The 19921-nt window shown below is 73.3% G+C and carries 17 protein-coding genes and 1 tRNA gene; 4 read left to right on the forward strand and 14 right to left on the reverse strand.

Translation table 11 applies throughout. From position 1 onward, the window contains the following. The first annotated feature begins 29 nt into the window (after window positions 1-29). The 3 genes from ACIP9D_RS29460 to ACIP9D_RS29470 are packed head-to-tail and all read left to right on the forward strand — an operon-like array spanning window position 30 to window position 2560. Window positions 30-980 (forward strand): patatin family protein, encoded by a 951-nt coding sequence (locus tag ACIP9D_RS29460; protein WP_350874549.1) that lies wholly within the window; start codon window positions 30-32, stop codon window positions 978-980. A 56-nt stretch (window positions 981-1036) separates the two neighbouring features. After that, window positions 1037-1855 carry an alpha/beta hydrolase gene (locus ACIP9D_RS29465; protein WP_350874548.1) on the forward strand — a complete coding sequence of 273 codons (819 nt, stop codon included), beginning with the start codon at window positions 1037-1039 and terminating at the stop codon, window positions 1853-1855. Between the two features lie 30 nt (window positions 1856-1885). Next, window positions 1886-2560, forward strand: a complete 675-nt coding sequence (locus ACIP9D_RS29470) for a cytidylate kinase family protein (RefSeq protein ID WP_350874547.1) — start codon at window positions 1886-1888, stop codon at window positions 2558-2560. Window positions 2561-2764: 204 nt separating this feature from the next. Here the strand turns inward: ACIP9D_RS29470 and ACIP9D_RS29475 are convergent. From ACIP9D_RS29475 to ald, 9 genes are all read right to left on the reverse strand, one after another. Then, window positions 2765-2838: transfer RNA gene (locus ACIP9D_RS29475), tRNA-Pro, on the reverse strand. Window positions 2839-3057: 219 nt separating this feature from the next. Further along, a complete protein-coding gene (gene der / locus ACIP9D_RS29480) occupies window positions 3058-4461 on the reverse strand; it encodes a ribosome biogenesis GTPase Der (protein ID WP_350874546.1) in 1404 nt (467 codons plus the stop codon). Then, window positions 4458-5138 carry a (d)CMP kinase gene (gene cmk / locus ACIP9D_RS29485; RefSeq protein ID WP_350874545.1) on the reverse strand — a complete coding sequence of 227 codons (681 nt, stop codon included), beginning with the start codon at window positions 5136-5138 and terminating at the stop codon, window positions 4458-4460. Before cmk ends, der begins: the two co-directional genes overlap by 4 nt. 190 nt (window positions 5139-5328) lie before the next feature. Then, entirely contained in the window at window positions 5329-6099 is a 771-nt protein-coding gene (locus tag ACIP9D_RS29490) for a pseudouridine synthase (RefSeq protein WP_350874544.1), read from the reverse strand. Beyond that, window positions 6086-7108, reverse strand: coding sequence for an SMC-Scp complex subunit ScpB (gene scpB, locus ACIP9D_RS29495; protein ID WP_350874543.1), 1023 nt, complete (start codon window positions 7106-7108; stop codon window positions 6086-6088). Before scpB ends, ACIP9D_RS29490 begins: the two co-directional genes overlap by 14 nt. Before the next feature lie 5 nt (window positions 7109-7113). Continuing rightward, window positions 7114-8175 carry a ScpA family protein gene (locus tag ACIP9D_RS29500; RefSeq protein ID WP_350874542.1) on the reverse strand — a complete coding sequence of 354 codons (1062 nt, stop codon included), beginning with the start codon at window positions 8173-8175 and terminating at the stop codon, window positions 7114-7116. A 53-nt stretch (window positions 8176-8228) separates the two neighbouring features. Next, window positions 8229-9152, reverse strand: coding sequence for a ParA family protein (locus ACIP9D_RS29505; protein ID WP_121397670.1), 924 nt, complete (start codon window positions 9150-9152; stop codon window positions 8229-8231). A gap of 240 nt (window positions 9153-9392) precedes the next feature. Next, complete coding sequence (locus ACIP9D_RS29510) at window positions 9393-10385, reverse strand: site-specific tyrosine recombinase XerD (RefSeq protein WP_400451307.1); 993 nt, start codon at window positions 10383-10385, stop codon at window positions 9393-9395. Window positions 10386-10396: 11 nt separating this feature from the next. Then, window positions 10397-11512, reverse strand: coding sequence for an alanine dehydrogenase (gene ald / locus ACIP9D_RS29515; protein WP_350874540.1), 1116 nt, complete (start codon window positions 11510-11512; stop codon window positions 10397-10399). Between the two features lie 171 nt (window positions 11513-11683). On the opposite strand from ald, the gene ACIP9D_RS29520 reads away from it, so the two are divergent. After that, entirely contained in the window at window positions 11684-12061 is a 378-nt protein-coding gene (locus ACIP9D_RS29520) for a TM2 domain-containing protein (protein WP_396702150.1), read from the forward strand. Window positions 12062-12174: 113 nt separating this feature from the next. Here ACIP9D_RS29520 and ACIP9D_RS29525 read toward each other — a convergent pair whose 3' ends face one another. From ACIP9D_RS29525 to murJ, 5 genes are all read right to left on the reverse strand, one after another. Further along, on the reverse strand, window positions 12175-12780 hold the full coding sequence (locus ACIP9D_RS29525; protein ID WP_350874539.1) for an NUDIX hydrolase: 606 nt from the start codon (window positions 12778-12780) through the stop codon (window positions 12175-12177). Beyond that, window positions 12777-14516, reverse strand: coding sequence for a CTP synthase (locus tag ACIP9D_RS29530; protein ID WP_350874538.1), 1740 nt, complete (start codon window positions 14514-14516; stop codon window positions 12777-12779). Before ACIP9D_RS29530 ends, ACIP9D_RS29525 begins: the two co-directional genes overlap by 4 nt. A gap of 159 nt (window positions 14517-14675) precedes the next feature. Then, window positions 14676-17066 (reverse strand): hypothetical protein, encoded by a 2391-nt coding sequence (locus tag ACIP9D_RS29535; protein ID WP_350874537.1) that lies wholly within the window; start codon window positions 17064-17066, stop codon window positions 14676-14678. Further along, window positions 17066-18232 (reverse strand): glycosyltransferase family 4 protein, encoded by a 1167-nt coding sequence (locus tag ACIP9D_RS29540; RefSeq protein ID WP_350874536.1) that lies wholly within the window; start codon window positions 18230-18232, stop codon window positions 17066-17068. Before ACIP9D_RS29540 ends, ACIP9D_RS29535 begins: the two co-directional genes overlap by 1 nt. Beyond that, entirely contained in the window at window positions 18229-19920 is a 1692-nt protein-coding gene (gene murJ / locus ACIP9D_RS29545; RefSeq protein WP_350874773.1) for a lipid II flippase MurJ, read from the reverse strand. The genes ACIP9D_RS29540 and murJ overlap by 4 nt, the downstream gene beginning before the upstream one ends. Window position 19921 lies beyond the last annotated feature (1 nt).

The following is a 19921-nucleotide window of genomic DNA, read 5'->3' on the forward strand; positions in this document are numbered from 1 at the left end:
ATCGGCATCAACAAGAAAAGGGTGCAACGGTGACCGCCACTGTCCTTCAGCTGCTACGTGACCGCATGCGACAAGCAAGCATTCCCGGACAACGCAGCGACGACGCGCGCTTGGTACTACTGGTCGAAGGCGGCAGCTCCCGTGGCGCCTACTCGAGCGGCATGACAATCGCCGTCGAACAACTCGGGCTGCTACCACTGTTCGACGCCGTCTATGGCAGCTCCGCGGGAGCGCTGAACGCAGCGTGGCTGCTGTGTGGTCGCGCGGCAAGCAGCAAGCACGCCTGGTGGGATCCGATCATCATGCGGACGACCATCAACCCAAGGCGCGCATTGCGCCGGCTGCCGATAGTGGACACTCGTTTCCTGGTCCACACCGTCTACACCGAGATCTTGCCGATGGGGTTCCAGGAAATCCTGGAAAGCGCTGTTGAATTCCACCCGATCGCCACAGACGCGCTCACAGGCCAGGCCATTGATCTGCACGGACAGATCCGTGACCGATCCAGCTTGCAGGCCGCGCTGCGCGCGTCGACTGCGATGCCGCTTCTCGCAGGCGAACCGATCGAGATCGACGGGCGACCGTTCGTTGACGCCGGGCTGAGCGAGGCGGTCCCGGTACGGACAGCACTCGCTCAGAAGGCCACCCATATCGTTGCGCTGCGTACTCGACGCACGGACGAGGTTGCGTCAGCTCCGTCCCGCGCCGAACGCCTGGTGATGTCGCGATGGTTCGCCCGACGCGCACCGGGAGCCACCGAAACGTGGCTGCGCCGCGAAGCCATCAGAGCCGAGGAAGAGCAGCTCCTGGCGTCGCATCCAGCGACCTTGCAGATCCGTCCACCGATCGGCAGCGCGAAGATCGGCCGTACCGAGCGACGCCCACACCTGCTTCGCGCAGCTGTCGACACAGGCCGGCAGGCGGCACTGAACGAACTACGCTGCCTCGAAGATGCCCCTATGAGGTTCGCCCCCAGGTGACGTCGATTCCCGGGGAGGTCGGCATGCTCGACACAGCTCTTGGCAACGGCAAGACCGTGGCCCTGCCCAGCGGCCGGGTCGCCTACGCCGAGCGCGGCTCCGGCCCGCCCGTCGTGTTCGTGCATGGTCTGCTGGTCAACGCCAACCTCTGGCGCAAAGTCGCGCCGGCCATCGCGGACGCGGGCTTTCGCTGCATCGCGCCGGATTGGCCGCTCGGCGCACATCGGGTGCCCATGCCGGCCGACGCTGACCTGACGCCCTCCGGGGTCGCCACGCTGATCGCGGAGTTCCTCGACGCACTTGACCTGACTGACGTCACCGTGGTCGCCAACGACACCGGCGGCGCACTCACCCAGATCCTGATGGCCAACCATCCCGAGCGGCTCGGCCGTGCTGTGCTCACCCCGTGCGACGCATTCGAGGACTTCCTGCCCGAGCCGTTCACCTCGCTACCCGAGTTGGTCCGGCTGCCCGGTGCGGTCTGGCTGGCCAGCCGACTGCTCCGGCTGCCAACGGTGCAGCGCCGGCCGTCTGCGTTCGGCTGGCTGGCCAAGCGCGGCATCCCCGCAGAGATCATGGACTCCTACCTGCGGCCAAGCTACGACAGCCGGCAGATTCGCAGGGACGCCAGGCGGTTCATCGTCGGTGTGCACAACAGGTACACGCTGGCCGCCGCCCAGACGCTGATCGGATTCAACAAGCCGGTGCTGTTGGTCCGCGCGCAGGACGATCGGATCTTCCCTGCCCGGCTCTTCGAACGACTCGCGGCAACCCTGCCCGACGCCCGACTGGTCACGGTCGCCGATTCGTATACCTTCGTGTCGGAGGATCAGCCGTCCGAACTGGCCCGGCTGGTCATCGAGTTCGCCGCATGAGACCGGCGGCTGTTCGCCGAGGGGCAGGACATGGACCAAGGCATTCGCGACGAGGTGCTCGGCCGCCTGGCTGAGGCAGTCGGGTCCGTCACAGTCACACACCCGACGCGGGTTGCCATCGACGGACCGCCCGCCGCAGGCAAGACCACGCTCGCCGACGAGCTGGCCGTCGTCCTGCGGAAACAGGGCCGCGACGTCATCCGCGCGACGATCGACGACTTCCTCTTCCCCCGGGCGCAGCGCTATCCGCGCGGCGAGTACTCGGCCAAAGGCTGCTACTTCGACGCCCACGACTACGAGTCGCTGAACCGGGTTCTGCTCGATCCGCTCGGCCCGGGCGGAGATCGGCACTTCCAACACGCGGTCTACGACCGCACCACGGATACTGCGCTGTCCCCGCCGGTCACGACTGCCCCCGCCGACGCCGTGCTGGTCTTCGACGGCGTCTTCCTCATGCGCCCGGAACTGATTGATCGGTGGGATCTGCGCATCTTCGTGTCGACTGCGCTCGAGAAGACCGTGGACCGTGCCGTGATCCGAGAGCGCCAGGTGGTATCTCGGGCCGATGTCGAACGGCGCTGGCGCGAGCGTTACATCCCCTCCCAGCAGTTCTACTTCGCTACGGTCCACCCGACCGATCACGCCGATATCGTCGTGCACAACGACGAGCCCCAGCAGCCGGTCTGGGAGACCCGACAACACTGACCGCACCCAATTCGGCAGATCCGCTTGATGTGCTTGCTACGTTCCGGAGGCCATGTAGGCGGCGTGGGGCGAGGGCCCCGAGCGCGTGCGCGCTCCTGTGGTTTCTCACATGTCGGCGAGGCTGCGGGGGCCCGGGGGGTTCAAAGCCCCATAGACGAACTTAAGCCCTGACCAGCGTTTCCGCTGGTCAGGGCTCTTTGTCTGTCGGGACGGCCGGATTCGAACCGACGACCCCTTGACCCCCAGTCAAGTGCGCTACCAAGCTGCGCCACGTCCCGATGCTCCCGCGCGATCTCCCCGCGACAGCCGGTACAGCTTAGCGCAGCACCTCCCCCTCGTCCGCACAGGCCCCACTCGTCCCGCCAACCGGCGTGGCGCCGTACCAGGCCGAGCGCGACCCACCTCACCACCTCTAAAGCATCCTAGGAGGGTGGGGTGAATGGGAATGCAGAAGGGCCGGGTGGGAGAAGACTCCCCACCCGGCCCTTCTGGATCGATCAGCCGTGTGCCTTGCCCCGGCCGCCGGGGCCGAGCTTCTTGCGCGGGCGTACCGAAATCTCGATCGGGCTGCCCTCGAAGCCGAACTCCTCACGCAGCTTGCGCTCGACGAAGCGCTGGTAGCCGGCGTCGATCGGCCCGGTGGTGAAGAGCACGAAGCGCGGCGGCGCCACCCCGGCCTGGGTGGCGAAGAGGATCCGCGGCGCCCGACCGCCCCGCACCGGGTGCGGGGTGGCCTGCACCAGCGCGGTCAGCCACTGGTTGAGCTGCGCGGTCGGTACCCGGGTCTCCCAGCTGGCGAGGGCCTTGCGCAGCGCCGGGGCCAGCTTGTCCACCGCCCGGCCGGTCATCGCCGACAGGTTGAGCCGGAGCGCCCAGGGGATGCGGCGCAGCTCCCGGTCGATCTCCTTGTCCAGGTAGTACCGACGGTCGGCGTCGACCATGTCCCACTTGTTGAAGGCGATCACCAGGGCCCGACCGGCCTCGGTCACCATGGACAGGATCCGCTGGTCCTGCTCGCTGATCGGCTCGCTGGAGTCGAGCAGCACCACCGCCACCTCGGCCGCCTCGATCGCAGCGGCGGTGCGCAGGCTGGCGTAGTACTCGGTGCCGCTGGCCTTGCCGACCCGCTTGCGCAGCCCGGCGGTGTCCACCAGGTGCCAGGTCTCCCCGCCGATCTGCACCAGGCTGTCGACCGGGTCGACGGTGGTGCCGGCGACCGAGTCGACGACCGCCCGCTCCTCACCGGAGAACCGGTTGAGCAGGCTGGACTTGCCCACGTTCGGCCGGCCGACCAGCGCCACCCGGCGCGGCCCGCGCGGCCGGTTCTCCACGATCGGCGGCGCGTCCGGCAGCGCGTCCAGGATCGCGTCGAGCAGCTCGCCCGAACCGCGCCCGTGCAGCGCCGACACCGGGTGCGGCTCGCCCAGGCCGAGCGACCAGAGGGAGGTGGCCTCCATCTCGATCGCGGTGTTGTCGGCCTTGTTCGCCACCAGGATGACCGGCTTGGCGCTGCGCCGCAGCATCTTCACCGCGGCCTCGTCCACATCGGTCGAACCGATCACCGCGTCGACCACGAAGAGCACCACGTCTGCGGTGACCACCGCCGCCTCGGCCTGCGCGGCGATCGCCGCCGCCCGGTCCTTGGCGTCCGGCTCCCAGCCGCCGGTGTCCACCACGGTGAACGCCCGGCCGGACCACTGCGCGTCGTACGGCACCCGGTCCCGGGTCACCCCGGGGACGTCCTCGACGACCGCCTGCCGGCGGCCGATGATCCGGTTGACCAGCGTCGACTTGCCCACGTTGGGTCGGCCGACCACGGCCACCACCGGCTGCGGGCCGGACTGCTCCTCAACTTCCACGTCGGGTTCGCGCAACTCGACCCAACCACCAGGCTCGGTCATGCCACTCCCCGTTCGGTGAGCAGGTCGCGCAGCTGCTGGACGACCTCGTCGATGCCCAGCTCGGTGGTGTCCAGCACGACCGCGTCCGCGGCCTGCTGCAACGGCGAGACCTTACGGGTCGAGTCGAGCCGGTCCCGGCGGGCCAGGTCGGCGGCGGTGGCCGCCGCGTCGGCGGCGTCCTCGGCGCTGCGCCGGGCCGCCCGGGCCAGCTCGGAGGCGGTCAGGTAGACCTTCAGGTCAGCATCCGGCGCCACCACGGCACCGATGTCGCGTCCCTCGACCACGATTCGGCCGGCGTTGAGGATCATCTCCTGCTGTCGGGCGACCAGCAGCGCCCGCACCGCGGGCACCGCGGCCACGGCGGAGACCGATCCGGTGACCTCGGGCCCACGGATCTCGGCGTCCACGCTGACGCCGTCGGCGGTCACCCCGTACCCCTGGGGGTCGGTGCCGATGCGCAGGTCGACCTCACCGGCGACCTTGGCCACCGCCTCGGCGTCGGTCAGGTCGACCCCGGAGCGCAGCACCGCCCAGGTGATCGCCCGGTACATCGCCCCGGTGTCCAGGTAGCGGGCACCGATGCCGGCGGCGAGCCGCCGCGAGACGGTGGACTTTCCCGAACCGGACGGCCCGTCCACAGCGACCACGCATCGCCCGGCCCGTACGTTTTGCTCCACCGTCGTCCTCCTCAGCCCGTACCTCACGGATCGCCGGCCTTCCGGCGCCGCAAGCGGATGTCCCTCGTCAATGATGCCCGCCGCCCCCAGCGAGGCGCGCGCGACGCCGCCGGGCGCGACCCGCGCCACCGGCGCGGCCGTCGCTCGGCCGCTGCGAGCCTACCGGCAGCCGTACCCCCGTCCGACGGGGTCAGTCACCCACCGCCTTGAACAGGGCGGCGACTTCGGCGTTCGTGAGCCGCCGGGTCCGCCCGGCGCGCAGGTCACCGAGGCGGATCGGCCCGATCGAGGTACGGATCAGCCGGGAGACCGGGTGGCCGACCTCGGCCAGCAGTCGCCGGACGATGTGTTTGCGCCCCTCGTGCAGGGTCAGCTCCACCTGGGCGGTCCGTCCCAGCGTGTCCACCACCTTGAACGCGTCGACGCTCACCGGGCCGTCCTCCAGCTCGACGCCGGCCATGAGCCGCTTGCCGAGGTTACGGGGAATCGGACCGGCAACCTCACAGAGGTACGTCTTGGGCATCCCGTAGGAGGGGTGCATCAGTCGGTGCGCCAGGTTGCCGTCGTTGGTGAGCAGCAGCAGGCCCTCGCTGTCCGCGTCGAGTCGACCGACGTGGTAGACCCGCTGCTCGACCCGGTTGCCGATGAAGTCGGCCAGGGCCGTGCGGCCCTTCTCGTCGGCCATGGTCGACACCACACCGCGCGGCTTGTTCATCGCCAGGTACACCAGGGTGGTGTCCGCGACCAGCCGCTCACCGTCGACGTGGATCACCGCCGTGGCCGGGTCGACCTTGTCGCCGAGCTGCGCGACCCGCCCGTCCACGGTCACCCGCCGCCGGAAGATCAGGTCCTCGCAGGCACGCCGGGAGCCGACGCCGGCGGCGGCGAGCACCTTCTGCAGGCGCTCGGCCCCGTCGGGAGCGGGGGCGTCGGGTCGGGGGGTGCGGTCATCGCGTCGCATCGGTCAGCTCTTCCACATCGTCGGGGAGGAACGGCGCGAGCGGCGGTAGCTCGTCGACCGTGTTCAACCCCAGCTTCTCCAAGAACAGGGTGGTGGTCCGGTAGAGGAACGCGCCGCTCTCCGCTTCGGTGCCGCACTCTTCCACCAGTCCGCGAGTGACCAGGGTACGGATCACCCCGTCGCAGTTGACGCCCCGGATCGCGGAGATCCGCGACCGGGTGACCGGCTGCTTGTAGGCGACCACCGCGAGGGTCTCGAGCGCGGCCTGGGTCAGCCGGACCGACTGCCCCTCCAAGACGAAGCGCTCGACATAGCTGGCGTATTCCGGCCGGGTGTAGAGACGCCAGCCACCGGCGGCCCGGCGCAGCTCGAAGCCGTGCCTGGCGGCGGTGTAGCCGGCAGAGATGTCGTCCAGCATCGCGCCGACCCGCTCGGGCTGCTGCTCCAGCACCTGGGCCAGGGTCAGCTCGCTGACCGGCTCGTCCACCACCAGCAGGATCGCCTCCAGCGCCCCGCGCAGCTTGGCGTCGTCGAGCACCGGCGCGGGCTCCGGCAGCGGTGCCGCCCGCCGCCGACCGGTCCCCTGTCGGACCGGTACGGCCGGGGTGTTGCCGGCTCGGCCCGTCTCCGCCTGCTCGGCCGCGGCCGGCTCGGACGCGACCTGCTCGAACGCGACCTGCTCGGACGTGACCTGCCCCACCTCGGCCTGCTCGGTCGCGACCGGCTCCGCCTCGGGCCGCGGTCCGGCATGCGGCTCCGCCTCAGGCTCCGGCCCGGCAGCCGGCTCCGCCTCGGGCCGCTCTCCCCCGGGCTCCCCCGGCGTCGCGCCGACGTCCGTCGCCTCGGGGTCGGCGTCCTCCGAGATCTTGGCGGATTCCGGCCCCTCCAGGGACCGTTCGGTATCAAGATCTGCGGGGGCGTCGATCGGCGGCGAGGCAGGGCGCTCCCAGGGTGGCACCCAGGCGGCGGCCTGGTCGGCCAGGGAGTCGGGGCGCTCCTCGTTGCTCATCGCGGTCACTCCTCGCTCGTCCCCGCCTCCGGGGTTGCCGCCACCTCGGGCCCGGTGCTGCCCGAATCCGCGGCGGCATCGTCCGGCTGCGTCCCGGGGGTTGCCGGCTCGGCGTCGGGTTCGGCCGGGGTGCCGGCGTACTCGTCGATGTGCAGGGCGGTGCCGCCGTCGGCGGGGCCGGTCCAGCGCACGGTCAGCTCGTCCAGCGCCTGCTCCTGCACGAAGGCGACCAGGCCTTCCCGGTAGAGCTCCAGCAGCGCCAGGAAGCGGGCCACCACCTCGAGGGTGGCCTCGCAGTCGGCGCAGAGCAGCGAAAAGGTCGCGGTGCCGGCCCGGCGCAGCCGCTCGGTGATGATCGCGGCGTGTTCCCGGACGCTGACCCGGACCATGTGCACGTGGGCGATGGAGACCTCGGGCACCGGCTTCGGGGTCAGCGCCTTGATCGCGAGTTTGAGCAGCCGCTGCGGGCCGATGCCGAGGACCAGGTCGGGCAGCGCCTCGGCGTAGCGGGGTTCCAGGGTGACCGCCCGGGGGTAGCGCCGGCCGCCGACCGCCTCCAACTCGGCGATGTGCGCGGCGGCCTCCTTGTACGCCTTGTACTGCAACAGCCGGGCGAAGAGCAGGTCCCGCGCCTCCAGCAGGGCGAGGTCCTCCTCGTCCTCGACCTCGGCGGCGGGCAGCAGCCGGGCCGCCTTCAGATCCAGCAGGGTGGCGGCGATGAGCAGGAACTCGCTCGCCTCGTCCAGGTCCCACTGGTCGCCCATGGCCCGGATGTAGGCGATGAACTCGTCGGTGACCCGGTGCAGCGCCACCTCGGTGACGTCCAGCTTGTGCTTGCCGATCAGCTGCAGCAGCAGGTCGAACGGGCCGGTGAAGTTCGCCAGCCGGACGGTGAAACCGGCGCCGTCCTGCGGGGCCTCGGCGGGTTCGCCGGCCTGCTCCTGGGCGTCGGTCCCGTTCCCGTCGGCCCCCGCGTCCGCCGTCGCACCGGTCCCGGCCGGGCTGGTGGCGCGCGCGGGGAGCGGCTGCTCGGGCGCGGCGGGCGGGTCGAGGGGTGGGGCGGTCACCGCACGACCGTAGTCGACGGGCCGCGACGGCGGGCGCGACGGGGCACCCGGGCCTACCGCTCGGCCTGCGCGGCGATCACCTCGCGGGCCAGCTGGCGGTAGTTGCGGGCGCCGGACGAAGCCGGATCGAGCGTGGTGATCGGGGCACCGGCGACGGTGGACTCGGGGAACTTGACCGTCTTGGTGATCACGGTCTGGTAGACCTTGTCGCCGAACGCCTCCACCACCCGCTGGAGCACCTGCCGGCAGTGGGTGGTGCGGCTGTCGTACATGGTGGCGAGGATGCCCTCGAGCTCCAGGTCGAAGTTGAGCCGCTCGCGGACCTTGTCGATGGTGTCCAGCAGCAGCGCCACACCGCGCAGGCTGAAGAACTCGCACTCCAGCGGGATGAGCACGCCGTGCGCGACGGTCAGCGCGTTGATGGCCAGCAGGCCCAGCGACGGCTGGCAGTCGATCAGGATGTAGTCGTACTCCTTGCGCACCGAGCGCAGCACCCGGGCCAGGGCCATCTCCCGGGCGACCTCGTTGACCAGCTGGATCTCGGCGGCGGAGAGGTCGATGTTGGCCGGCAGCAGGTGCAGCCCGGCCACGTCGGTCTTGATCAGGACGTCCTCGGCGGTGACGTCGTCCTGCATCAGCAGGTTGTAGACCGACAGGTCGAGGTTGTGCGGGTTGACCCCCAGCCCGACCGAGAGCGCGCCCTGCGGATCGAAGTCGACCAGCAGCACCTTGCGGCCGTATTCGGCGAGCGCGGCGCCCAGGTTGATCGTGGTGGTGGTCTTGCCGACCCCACCCTTCTGGTTCGCCATCGCGATGATCCGCGCCGGCCCGTGCCGATCGGTCGGCATCGGCTCGGGGATGGGCTTGCGCATCGTGTAGGCGGCCGGATCGGCCGGGCCCAGGTCCGCGCCGAGCGTGGCCTGCTGCTCGCGGAGCTCCGACGTCCAGGTCTCGGCACGGTCACCGTTGCCAGCCATGTCCTCGTTGCCCCCTCCCGACGACCACCCGGCGTCGGAGCCGTCCGACGTCCTTCGCGGCGCCGCTGCGCACCCCGGTTGAACACCCCAGGAGGTCCGCGCCGATGCCGACTGTACGCCACCGACCAGCAGGCCGTTCGCTAGCCGCTCGGCGTGTCGGGCGACGCCCACCGGATCAGCCGACGGCGCCGCCCGCACCGGTGTGGGCCACCGCCCGGATCCGGCGACGACAGCGCCGGATCAGCCCAGGGCGCGGGGGTGCGCGGTGGCGTACACCTCGCGCAGCCGCTCGACGGTGACCAGCGTGTAGACCTGGGTGGTGGTCACCGAGGCGTGCCCGAGCAGCTCCTGCACCACCCGCACGTCCGCGCCGCCGTCGAGCAGGTGGGTGGCGTAGGAGTGGCGCAGTGTGTGCGGGGAGACCGCCGCCGGGCCCTCGACCGGCAGGCCGGCGCGCTGGGCGGCACGGCGCAGGATCGTCCAGGCGCCCTGCCGGGAGAGCGCGCCGCCGCGGGCGTTGAGGAAGACCGCGGGCGTGCCCCGGCCGGCGGCGGCCAGCGAGGGCCGGGCCCGGACCAGGTAGGCGCGCAGCGCCTCGACCGCGTACCCGCCGATCGGGACCAGGCGGGTGCGCCCGCCCTTGCCGTGCAGCAACACGGTCCCCTCGGCCAGGTCCACATCGTCCACCGCGGCGCCGACCGCTTCGGAGATCCGCGCTCCGGTGCCGTACAGGAACTCCAGCAGCGCCCGGTCGCGCAGCGCGAGCGGCGCCGACTCGCCGGTCGCGGTGATCGGGCCGGCCGTCTCCACCAACCGGACCACGTCGTCGAGCGGCAGGGCCCGGGGCAGCCGGCGCGGCGGGGTCGGCGGGCGGACGTCCCGGCTCGGGTCGGCGCCGGCCAGTCCCTCGCGCAGGGCGAAGCGGTGCAGGCCGCGGACCGCGCTGGCGGCCCGGGCGGCCGAGGAGACGGCCAGCGGCGGGTGTTCGCCGTCGCCGGCGCGCAGCCGGGCCAGGTGCGACTCGACGACGCCGGCGCCGACCGACGCGAGGTCGGTGACGCCCGCGTCGGCCAGGGTCGTGAGATAGCGGTCCAGGTCCCGGCGGTACGAGGCGAGGGTGTTCGCGGAGAGGCCCCGCTCCACGGTCAGGTGGTCGAGGTAGCCGCGCACGGCACGACGCAGGGCCGGCGCAGGCTGCACGCCCTCGCCGGCCCCGTCCGTCGTTCCGGTCAGCCCGCCGCCTCTCAGGCCAGCACGTCGGCCAGCGGGAGCACACCCATGCCGTGCGCCTCGGCGACGGGGCCGTAGGTGACCTGCCCGGCGTGGGTGTTCAGACCCAGCGCCAGCGCCGGGTCGCGGCGCAGCGCCTCGCGCCAGCCGTGGTTGGCCAGCTCCAGGGCGTACGGCAGGGTGACGTTGGTCAGCGCGTAGGTGCTGGTGTGCGGCACCGCGCCGGGCATGTTCGCCACGCAGTAGAAGATCGAGTTGTGCACCTGGTAGGTCGGGTCGGCGTGAGTGGTGGGGCGCGAGTCCTCGAAGCAGCCGCCCTGGTCGATGGAGATGTCCACCAGCACGCTGCCCGGCTTCATCCGGGAGACCAGCTCGTTGGAGATCAGCGTCGGGGCCTTCGCGCCGGGCACCAGCACCGCGCCGATGACCAGGTCCGCGTCGAGCACGGCCCGCTCGATCTCGTACGCGTTGGAGGCGACCGTCTGCAGGTGGCCGCGGTAGATGGCGTCGGCCTGGCGCAGCCGCCCGACGTTCTTGTCCAGCAGCAGCACCTCGGCCTGCAGGCCGAGCGCGATGGCGGCGGCGTTCATGCCGGAGACACCGGCGCCGATGACCACGGTCTTGGCCGCGTAGACGCCGGAGACGCCGCCCATCAGGATGCCGCGCCCGCCGCCCTGGCGCTGCATGTGGTGCGCGCCCACCTGCGGGGCGAGCCGGCCGGCCACCTCGGACATCGGGGCGAGCAGCGGCAACGAGCGGTCGGGCAGCTCGACGGTCTCGTAGGCGATGCCGGTGACCTTGCGGTCGACCAGCGCGTCGGTGCACTCCTTGGACGCGGCCAGGTGCAGGTAGGTGAAGAGCACCTGCCCCTCGCGCATCCGGTGGTACTCCTCGGCCACCGGCTCCTTGACCTTGAGCACCAGCTCCGCGACGTCCCAGACCTCGTCGGCGGTGGGCAGGATCTTCGCGCCGGCGGCGGCGAAGTCGTCGTCGGTGATGCTGGACCCGACCCCGGCGCCGGACTCGACGAAGACCTGGTGACCGCTGCGGGTGAACTCGTTGACGCCCGCCGGCGTGATCGCCACGCGGTACTCGTGGTTCTTGACCTCGCGGGGGATTCCGACCTTCACGATGCAGACACCTCTCTCAGGGGGCTGCGCTCCCCCGACTGCTCGGTGCGCGGCGGCCCCTTTGCCGACGCGGTCCACCGGTCCCGCCGGCGGCAGTCTAGGCGCGCCGCCGGCCCGGGAGGGCCAGCACAGTGGCATCCGGTGCCGGCACGCCCTGACGGAGTGTCAGGCGTGAGCCCGGGCCTGCGGTGGAGGGCGCCTCAGCCGTCAGGACAGTATTCGTCCATTATCGTCCCACTCACGGGGTGCCGCTGCGGACAGGACGCCAGTGGATCTATATGGTGTCGCCTCATGACCACTCCTCCTTACCAGCCCGGCTACCCCCAGGGCGTTTCCGACAAGAGCAAGGTCGTCGCGGGCATCCTCGGCATCGTGCTCGGCTCGTTCGGCGTCGGCCGGTTCTACATGGGCCACACCAAGATCGGCGTGCTGCAGCTCGTCGTGACCGTGGTGACCTGCGGCATCGGCGGCCTCTGGGGCTTCATCGACGGCATTCTCATCCTGGTGAACGGCGGCGTCGACGGGCAGGGCCGCCCGCTGCGCGACTGACCTGGCAACACCGAAGGGGCCGTGCGGCGTGCCGCACGGCCCCTTCTCGTCGTCCTCCGGTCGCCGCCGTGGCGGCGACAGCCCGGTCCGCGCCTCCTCGACGCCGCTGCGGCTCAGCGCGGCAGCGGCGCGTCCGCCCGGCGCAGCACCGACCAGCCGGTGTCCCGGGCCCGGGCGGCGGCGAGCAGCCCGGCCACGCAGGAGGCGTTGGTGATCTCGCCGGCCAGCACCATGGCGACCGCCTCGTCCAGGCCGATCCGAACCACCTGCAGGTCGGCCTCCTCGTCGCGGCGCTCGTGGCGCTGCTCGGCCGGCACGTCGTGCAGGTCGCGGGCCAGGAAGACCCGGACCAGCTCGTCGGTGAAGCCCGGTGAGCTGTGCAGGTCGACCAGCACGTCCATCTGCTTCGCGGTCAGGTCCGCCTCCTCGGCCAGCTCGCGCGCCGCCGCGGCGGCCAGGTCCTCGCCGGAGACGTCCATCAGCCCGGCGGGCAGCTCCCAGAGGTGCCGCCCCACCGGGTGGCGGTACTGACGGATCAGGACCACCTGACCCGCGTCGTCCAGCGCCACCACCGCCACCGCGCCGACGTGCCGGACGATGTCGCGCAGCCCCGTCCCGCCGCCCGGCATGCTCACCTCCTCGGTCACCACGTCGAAGATCCGGCCGGACCAGCGCTGCTGCCGGGACCGGACCTCGTAACGGTGCTCGACGGCGCTCACGACGCGGACGCCGCCCTGGCCGCGGCGCCGTTGCGGGCCGCCTGCTCGGCATCCGGCGCGTCCAGGTCGACCGGGAGCTGGTCGGCCTGCGAGTAGGCGAGCGCGGCCTTGACGAAGGAGGCGAAGAGCGGGTGCGGCCGGGTGGGCCGGCTCTTCAGCTCCGGGTGCGCCTGGGTGGCCACGTAGAACGGGTGCAGGCTCCGGTCCAGCTCGACGAACTCGACCAGCCGCCCGTCCGGCGAGGTGCCGGAGATGTGCAGCCCGGCCTTGGTCAGCGCGTCCCGGTAGGCGTTGTTGACCTCGTAGCGGTGCCGGTGCCGCTCGCTGACCTCGGTGCTGCCGTACGCCTCGGCGACCAGCGAGCCCTCGGCGAGTTTCGCCGGGTAGGCCCCGAGGCGCATGGTGCCGCCCAGGTCGCCCTTGCCGGCGACGATGTCCTCCTGGTCGGCCATGGTGGCGATGACCGGGTGCCGGGCCTCCTCGTCGAACTCCAGCGAGTTCGCCCCGTCCAGGCCGGCCAGGTGCCGGGCCACCTCGATGGTCATGCACTGCAGGCCGAGGCAGAGGCCGAGCAGCGGGACGCCGTTCTCGCGGGCGTACCGCGCGGTGCCGATCTTGCCCTCGATGCCGCGCACCCCGAAGCCGCCCGGGATCAGGATGCCGTCGACGCCGGCCAGGGCGGCCGCCGCGCCGGCCGGGGTGACGCACTCGTCGCTGGGCACCCAGCGCAGCTTCACCCGGGCCCGGTGACCGAACCCGGCCGCCCGGATCGCCTCGCTGACCGACAGGTACGCGTCGGGCAGGTCGACGTACTTGCCGACCACCGCGACGGTCACCGTGTGCCGCGGCTGGTGCACCCGGTCCAGCAGGTCGTCCCAGCTGCCCCAGTCCACGTCCCGGAAGGAGAGGCCGAGCCGGCGCACCACGTACGCGTCCAGCCCTTCGCGGTGCAGCACCTTGGGGATGTCGTAGATGCTCGGGGCGTCCGGGGCGGCCACCACCGCCTCGGCGTCCACGTCGCAGTAGAGCGAGAGCTTGTGCTTGAGCTTCTCCGGGATCTCCCGGTCGGAGCGGCAGACGATGGCGTCCGGCTGGATACCGATGCTGCGCAGCTGCGCCACCGAGTGCTGGGTCGGCTTGGTCTTCAGCTCCCCGGAGGGCGCCAGGTAGGGCACCAGCGAGACGTGCAGGTAGAAGCAGTTGTCCCGACCCAGGTCGTGGCGAACCTGCCGGATCGCCTCCAGGAACGGCAGCGACTCGATGTCGCCGACCGTGCCGCCGACCTCGGTGATCACCACGTCCGGCACCTGGCCGTCGGCGTCCGGGTCGGCCATGCCGAGGATCCGGGCCTTGATCTCGTTGGTGATGTGCGGGATGACCTGGACCGTGTCGCCGAGGTACTCGCCGCGCCGCTCCTTGGCGATCACGTCGGAGTAGATCTGCCCGGTGGTGACGTTCGCCTTGCCGGAGAGCGCCCGGTCCAGGAACCGCTCGTAGTGCCCGACGTCGAGGTCGGTCTCGGCGCCGTCCTCGGTGACGAAGACCTCGCCGTGCTGGAACGGGTTCATCGTCCCCGGGTCGACGTTCAGGTACGGGTCGAGCTTCTGCATGACCACGCGGAGACCCCGCGCGGTGAGCAGATTGCCGAGGCTGGAGGCGGTGAGGCCCTTACCCAGCGAGGAGGCCACGCCCCCGGTGACGAAAATGTGCCTGGTCGTCCGTGCTGAAGGGGCCAAGGCCTGCTCCCGTGTCGTCCGTAGCGGTCGTGCAGAACGCCGAGCCGATCAGCAAAGTGATCACGCGATCCACGGGATTCCACGGTAACACCTCACCGGGGGTGACTCGCATCCCGCACCGAGGTCACGCCCCCGAGCCGGGTGGTTGACGACGCCCCGTCAGGGCGTCGTGACCTGGCGCGACGAGCGATCGGCCTGACGGGGGGCCGGGGTGCCGCGATCCGCCTCCGGCGCCCCTGGCCCGGTGTCCGGCGCCCGGGTGGCCGGTGTCTGCGTGTCCGGCGCCACAGCGCCCGGGTCGTCCGGCGGCGTCACCGGGGCCGAGCCGCCCGACGGACCGCCGCCGCCGGCCGGGCCGTCGTCCGTGCCGCCGCCGCAGCCGCCCTCACCGCTGCCGCCGAGCCCTTCGTCGCCGGCCACGCCCGAGCCGTCGGCGGACGGGCGGCCGGCGCCGGGCAGGGTCCGGTCGGTCGAGTGGTCGAGCACCCGCAGCGAGGCCAGCGCGGCCATCGGCACCACCAGCGCGCCGGCGGCGCCGGCCACGTCCAGCGCCGAGCCGCTCAGGACGCCGCCGATCACCGCCGCGACCGCGGTGCCGGCCATCGCGGCCCGGATCGCCGGGTAGATGCCGAACAGCCGCATCAGCCCGCCCCACGGTTGCAGCAGCGCGAACCAGACCAGCAGCGCGCCGGCCAGGGCCAGCACGGTCAGCGGGCTGTCGACCAGGGTGTCGAAGTTGGCCGTGCTGGAGCGGTGCACGGTGAGCCCGCCGGTGCCGTCGCCGATCGAGGCCAGGAACCGGCCCAGGCTGCCCCGCTCCGCGGCCGGGCGGCGCACGTCGAGCACCGCGAAGCCGATGGTGACCGCGAGCGCCGCCATCGCCGCCCAGGCCAGTCGGCTGACCGTCAGCCATCCGCCGGCGCTGATCGCCGCCGCGACGCTCAGCCCGGCGGTCAGCGCTATCGCGCCGATCGGGTCCGCCCCCAGGTAGGGGCTGCCCACGATCACCACGGCGACGCCGCCGACGGCGACCATGACCGCCGGACGCCAGCCCCGCTGCATCCGCTGGGCCAGCCAGCCCGCGCTCAGCAGCGCGCCGGCCAGGAACACCCCGAGCCCGACGGTGCCCAGCCCGGCGTACCGGCCGCCCTCCAGCGCGGAGTAGCCGACCACCCCGTTGAGCTGCAACCGGGCCCCGGTCAGCACGTCCAGGCCGATGGTGAGCGTGGTCAGGCCGGCGACCGCGCCGAGCGGCCCGAGGGTGCTGGCGTGCCCGGGGGCGAACCGGACCGCGGCGGTGCCGGCGATCACCAGCAGGGCGGTCACCCCGGCGAAGGCCCAGCCGGGCCGGTCCGTCCGCCACCAGGGCACCACGTCGGCGAGCAGCGCCGCCGGCACGGCCAGCGCGGCGGCGACGAGCAGCAGCTCCACGCTCGCCACCACCCGCCGGGCGACCGGCTTCGGCCCGTACGGGCCGGCATGCCGGCGGGCCCGGCGCAGCAGCGGCAGCACGGCCACGGCGAGCAGCATCTGGGCGGCGGCGAGCAGGGTGAAGAACCAGCCGACGATGCTCCGCCGGGCGGCGGCCTCCCGGTCGGCGTCAGCCGGCTGAGCGATCGCGGCGGCCAGGTCGGCGGGGCGGCCGTCCACGGCGAGCGCGGGGCGGCCGAGGAAGAGCCGGTCGGGCATCGGGCGGCCCAGCGCGGCGAGCGCCGTCGGCGCCAGGTCGACCAGTTGCAGGTAACCGTCGCGGCCGGTGCTGGCCGAGGTCAGCCAGCCCTTCTCCCAGCCCGGGCCGTCGGCGACCGCCACGTGCAGCCGGGCCGGCTGCTCGGTGTCGGAGATCCCGGCCACCAGCACCAGCGAGCGCGGCGGTCGGGCGGCGAGCACCCGGGCCAGCTGCGCGTCGGCCGCCCGGGCCGCCGCGGCCCGGTCCGTCTTCGAAACGCCGTCGACCGTGCCCAGGTCGACGATGCTGAGCACGCAGGAGCCGAGCAGCCCGGCCGGGTCGGCGGGCAGCGCCGAGGCGTAGCGGTCCACCCGGCCGAACGGGCGGGCGGCGGCGACGGCGGCGCCGGGGCCGACCGCCACCGAGCAACGCACCGACTCGGCCAGTGACCCGGGCATGGCGCCCCAGGGCAACTGCTCCTGGTTGTACTGGACCACGCCCTCCTGCTCGGGCAGGTTCGCCCCGATGCCGTCCGGCTGCTCCACCGTCACCGCGGCGGGTGGGCAGCCGCCGGCCTGCCGGCTGCCGTTCCAGGCCGCGAAGCTGCCGGCGCCCACGGTCAGCCAGCCGTCCACCGGGCAGGTGGGCCGGTGCGCGGAGCGCACCGACAGCGAACCGATCGAACCCCGCTCGGCCATCCGCCACAGCGTCGGGGTGGTCTGCGGGTCCACGTCCTCCCAGCGCAGCCCGGCGACCCCGGCGAGGACGACGAAGTCGGCGGTGCGCTGCGGCGCGCCGTGCTCGGGCCGGGCGCCCAGCGCCGCGATGCCGAGCGCCACCACCATCAGGGTGAGCAGGGCGGGGACCAGTCGGCGCAGCATCACCGGTGTCCCGTCGACGGGGCGCCCGCGTCCGGGGCGGTCGGGCCGCTGCGCTGCGCGGCCAACTCGGCGTAGAGCGCGCTCAGCGCGGCGACGGTGTCCGCCTCGGTGGGCCAGGTCGCCGCCCGCTGCGCGCCCAGCCGGCTCAGCGCCGCCCGGCGCTCAGGGTCGTCGAGGAGTTCGCGTACGGCGGCGTCGAGCGCGTCCACGTCGCCGGGGGGCACCAGCACCGCGGCGTCGCCGACCAGGCCCGGCAGGCCGCCGACCGAGGTCGCCACCAGCGGTACGCCGGCGCGCAGCGCCTCCTGGGCGAAGAGCTGGCGGGCCTCCCAGTCGCTGGTGACCACGGCGAGGTCGGCGCCGGTGAGCAGCTCCGCCACGTCGGTGCGGTGCCCGAGCAGGGTCACCGGCGCCCGGGCGGCGGAGATCCGGGCGGCCAGCGGCAGGTACGCCGGGCCGCTGCCGGCGATCACCACGACGGGCGCCGGAGTTCGGGTACGCCACCGGGCGGCCGCGTCGATCAGCAGGTCGTAGCGCTTCTGCGGGTGCAGCCGGCCGACCGAGACGATCAGTGGCCGCGCGGCGTCCACCCCGAACTCGGCGCGTACGGCGGCGCGGCGGCGGCGCGGGGCGGGCAGGGTCGGCGCGGCCACCGGGGCCAGCCGGGCGTCGGTGGCGCCGAGGGCGGCGGCCCGGTCGACCAGGTCGGCGGAGGCGCCGAGCGCGACCCGGGCGCCGCGGGCGACGACCCGCTCCGCCAGCCGGGACAGGGCGCCACGCAGCCCGCCGGCGAGCACCGCGTTGTGCCAGGTGACCACGAGTGGTGCCGCCGGTCGGGCGAGTACGGCGACCAGGCCGGCCCGCAGCCCGTGCGCGTGCACCACGTCCACCTTGGTGCTGTCCAGCGCGCGGCGCAGCGCGGCGACCGCGCGGGCGTCGGCCGGCGTGGGGCTGGCCGGGATCTCGACCGGCTCGAACCGCGCGCCGACCGCGGTGAAGTCGAACTGCTCCTCGGTGGCTGCCGGCCCGCAGACCACGACGGTGGCGCCGGCCGCGGTGAGCCCGCGGGCCACGGAGCGGACGTGCTGCCCCACCCCGCCGGTGCTGGAGGCGAGTACCAGGGCCACTGAGCCGGGCCACCGCGGCGCCGACGAGGCGTCCGTCATGAGGAAACGGTCTCCTTCCCGTCACCGCGCTTTCCGGGGCGCTGGTCGTCTTGCGGGTCGGCCGGTGGCCGTCGGCGGCCGAGCCGGCGGGTCACGGCCGCGAGCAGCGGTCGGACGTCCCGCGCGTCGGTCAGCCAGGCGACGGTGAGGAACAGGGCACCGACCACGACACCGGACAGCATGCCCTGCGCGAGCGCCCACGGTGCGGTCGGGGTCCCGTCGCCGAGGCTCGCGAGCGCGCGTGCGGTGCCCGCCCCGGCGAGCCCCGCGACCGCGGCGGCGAGCATGCCGGCGGCCCCGGCTCGGCCGACGCCGAGCAGCGCGGCACGCCCGGCGCTGCGCAGCACCGCGGCGATGAGCAGGCCGCCGAGCAGCAGCATCCCCCCGGAGGTGGCCAGGGCCACCGCCAGCACCCGATCGGCCAGCGGCAGCAGCTGCCCGAGCAGGAGCGCGAGCAGGGGCACGGCCAGCCAGCCGACGGCGGTGGCGACGGTCGCCGAGCGGGTCTCGCCCCGGGCGTAGAGGGCTCGGGTGAGGATGGCGAACAGGCCGTAGCCGAGCAGGCCGGGGGCGAAGCCGGCGACCGCCGCGGCGGCGGTCGCGGCGACCTGCGGGTCGTCGGCGAAGAACACGTGCCCGACCGGCCCCGCGGTGCCGACCAGCGCCGCCGCGCCGAGCAGGCTGAAGAGCACCACCCCGCGTACGGCCGGGGCGAGGGTGTTCCGGTAGGTGCGCTCGTCGCCGGTCGCCCGCGCCGCTACCAGGGTCGGATACGCGGCCACGGCGAGCGGCACGGCCAGCACCGCCCAGGGCAGGAAGTAGATGGTCTGCGCGATGTTGTAGACGCCCGGGTTGGCTCTCGACCCGTACGTCACCTGGTTGAGGGTCACGATCAGGGCGATCTGCTGCGCGGTGACGGTCACCACACCGGCGACCGCGAGCGCGCCGACCCGCGCCCGCGCGTCGGTCGGGAACCGGTAGCCGGGCCGCAGCCGCAGCCCGAGCCGGCGCAGCGGGATCAGCAGGGACAGCGACAGCACCACCACGCCGAGGGTGGTGCCGCCGGCGAGCAGCACCTCGCCGCCGGGGTTCACCGAGCCGACCGTGGCCAGCCGGCCCTGCCACGCCGTGAAGCCGAGGTAGACCGCGATCACGGTGATGCTGGACAGCAGCGGGGCGATCACCGGCCAGGCGAACCGCCGGTGCGCCTGGAGCACCCCGGTGAGCACGATGCCGACGCCGTAGAGCGGCAGCTGGGGGGCGAACAGCAGCAGCATCCGGGCCCCGGCCTGCTGCTGCTCCGGGCTGAGGCCGGGGCCGAGCAGGCCGATCAGTGGATGGGCGAGCAGGGCCAGCGCGAGGGCGAGCGGCACGAGCAGGCTGAGCGTCCAGGTCAGCAGCGCTCCGGTGGTGGCGGCGACGGCCCGCCGGTCCCCCGCCTCGACGGCGCCGGCCAGCAGCGGTACGACGAGGCTGGCGAGCGCGCCACCGGCGACGATCTCGAAGATGAAGTTCGGCAGGTTGTTCGCCACCACGTAGGTGCCGCCGAGGTCGGTGCCCGCCAGCGTCCAGGTGAACACGGCCGTGCGGCCGAAGCCGGCGAGCCGGCTGACCACGGTGAGTACGGCGATGAGCGCGGCCGCTCCGGCCACCCGGCCGGCGCCGGCGAGGGGTGCCGGTCTGGTCACG

This window comes from Micromonospora sp. NPDC093243 (assembly GCF_044753725.1).
Classification (GTDB): Bacteria; Actinomycetota; Actinomycetes; order Mycobacteriales; family Micromonosporaceae; genus Micromonospora.

What these genes read in the sequence shown, in the direction of transcription:
- ACIP9D_RS29470 (WP_350874547.1), top strand. Translation starts at nt 1,886, where the DNA reads ATGGACCAAGGCATTCGCGACGAGGTGCTCGGCCGCCTGGCTGAGGCA.
- der (WP_350874546.1), bottom strand. Translation starts at nt 4,461, where the DNA reads ATGACCGAGCCTGGTGGTTGGGTCGAGTTGCGCGAACCCGACGTGGAA.
- ACIP9D_RS29490 (WP_350874544.1), bottom strand. Translation starts at nt 6,099, where the DNA reads ATGCGACGCGATGACCGCACCCCCCGACCCGACGCCCCCGCTCCCGAC.
- scpB (WP_350874543.1), bottom strand. Translation starts at nt 7,108, where the DNA reads ATGAGCAACGAGGAGCGCCCCGACTCCCTGGCCGACCAGGCCGCCGCC.
- ACIP9D_RS29505 (WP_121397670.1), bottom strand. Translation starts at nt 9,152, where the DNA reads ATGGCTGGCAACGGTGACCGTGCCGAGACCTGGACGTCGGAGCTCCGC.
- ACIP9D_RS29535 (WP_350874537.1), bottom strand. Translation starts at nt 17,066, where the DNA reads ATGCTGCGCCGACTGGTCCCCGCCCTGCTCACCCTGATGGTGGTGGCG.
- ACIP9D_RS29540 (WP_350874536.1), bottom strand. Translation starts at nt 18,232, where the DNA reads ATGACGGACGCCTCGTCGGCGCCGCGGTGGCCCGGCTCAGTGGCCCTG.